General features: G+C 33.3%; 2 protein-coding genes. One reads left to right on the top strand and one right to left on the bottom strand.

From position 1 onward, the window contains the following. On the top strand, positions 1 to 350 hold a 350-nt coding region (locus AFK68_RS37920), incomplete at its 5' end, for a hypothetical protein (protein ID WP_210407164.1). Positions 351 to 680: 330 nt separating this feature from the next. Here the strand turns inward: AFK68_RS37920 and AFK68_RS01400 are convergent. Beyond that, a partial coding sequence (locus AFK68_RS01400) for a CapA family protein (protein ID WP_246843924.1) occupies positions 681 to 1,890 on the bottom strand: 1,210 nt, incomplete at its 5' end.

The raw sequence follows: 1,890 nt of genomic DNA, 5'->3' as shown, positions 1-1,890 counted from the left end.
AACCCCTACCGACTACCTCCGACAAAATTTTCCCCAGAAATCAGAAAATGGTAGGTAAAAACTTCTATTGCGTATTGCGCAATAAAGACAAATCAGAAATAGAAAAGTGTTTGGAGACCAAACCCCTACGGACTACCTCCGACAAAATTTTCCCCAGAAATCAGAAAATGGTAGGTAAAAACTTCTATTGCGCAATACGCAATAGAGACAAATCAGAAATAGAAAAGTGTTTGGAGACCAAACCCCTACCGACTACCTCCGACAAAATTTTCCCCAGAAATCAGAAAATGGTAGGTAAAAACTTCTATTGCGTATTGCGCAATAGAGACAAATCAAAAATAGAAATTTGATAGTAGGTTCGGCGCGACCTTTTCCACCCCTGTGACAAATTTTCCCAGAAATCAGAAAATACTAGGCAAAAACTTTTATTGTGTATAGAGCAATAAAGAGAAATCAAAAATAAAAATTTGATTCAATCGCCACGAAACCTTGTTTCTTTGAAGCAAAATTCCCTATTGCGTATAGAACAATAGAAGCTCAATCACAAATAGAAGAAATTTAATACCACCGTCAGAATTGAATCTTTCTACTCTCCAACAAAAACTTTTGGAAATTCCCCGATAAGTTTTTCCAAAAAAATTAGAAAAGACTCCACAACAACATCTAAAGCAGATTCTTTTTTAACTTTTAACTTCTAATTTCCCTTCAGCATCAATTTCTAACATTGTCTTCGGAAAATCTTTCTTTGTTAACTCCCTAATTAACTTAATACTTCGACCAAGTTTATCAGGATAAGGAATACCCTTACTATTCAAATGAACAGGTAAAATTTTCCCAGAAACAAAATCTCCTCTAGGATTAACATCTAACTCTAAAACCAAAGAATATCCCAACTTTCCTTTACTAGACAATGTACGATAACCCATAAAATTTCCCAAAGAATAAGCAATTAATTTTCCTTGATAAATTTCCATTGCTCTAGGTACATGAGGACCGTGACCTAAAATCAAATCTGCACCTTCATCTATTAACTTATGAGCAAATAAAACCTTATTTCCTCGATTTTCACCAAAGAAATATTCCGTTTTATTCTTGACTCTTAAAGCTCTAGTTCCCTCTGCACCTGCATGAACAGAAATAACAACAATATCTGCCTTTTCATCTGCTTCTTCCACAAGTTTCTTAGCAGCATCTAGGTCAAGCATAGAATTATGATAACTATAATTACTAAAAGCAATAAACGCTATATTAATTCCTTTAACTTTCCGATAAACAATTTCTCCTTTTTTACCAACTGCCTGCATTCCTAAACTTTGAATATTGGTAATTGTATCCTCAAAACCTTGCTTGAAGAAATCGAAAGAATGATTATTTGCCACACTCAATACATTAAAACCAGCATCTTTCAATAAATATCTATAATCTGGTGGTGTTCTAAAAGCAAATACTCGACCACTACCCATTCTTTTGCGACTTCTTGGGTAACTTGTTAAGGTACTTTCAAAATTACCAAATACAATATCGGCATCTTGCAGAAGTGGTTTGACTGATGCAAATAGGTCTTGTTTTTTTGGGTGTAATTTATTTTTCGGATAATTAGTACCTGGAATAATATCACCTACTGCCTTAATAGTGATTCTAGTATCAGGATTTATAGGAGATTTAATTGACGATAAAATAAATTCAGAAACTTCTGATAAATTAACCTGATTATTATTGGGTTTAACTGTGGAATTTTGTCTACTTTTGGGAGTAGATATAGTTATTGTAGCTGATTGACTAAATTCTGCTACTGAGGTATTAGTATCAAGTATTTTTGATTGTGGAGAAATATTTGAAATAATATCGGGTAATCTGTAAGTTTGAGAATTAACAATCAAAGTGGATATG

It is taken from the genome of Hydrocoleum sp. CS-953, from assembly GCF_002260545.1.
In the GTDB taxonomy this organism is placed as follows: domain Bacteria; phylum Cyanobacteriota; class Cyanobacteriia; order Cyanobacteriales; family Microcoleaceae; genus Trichodesmium.
Note: the sequence above shows the minus strand (reverse complement) of the source record. Positions and strands in the feature narration are given on the sequence as shown.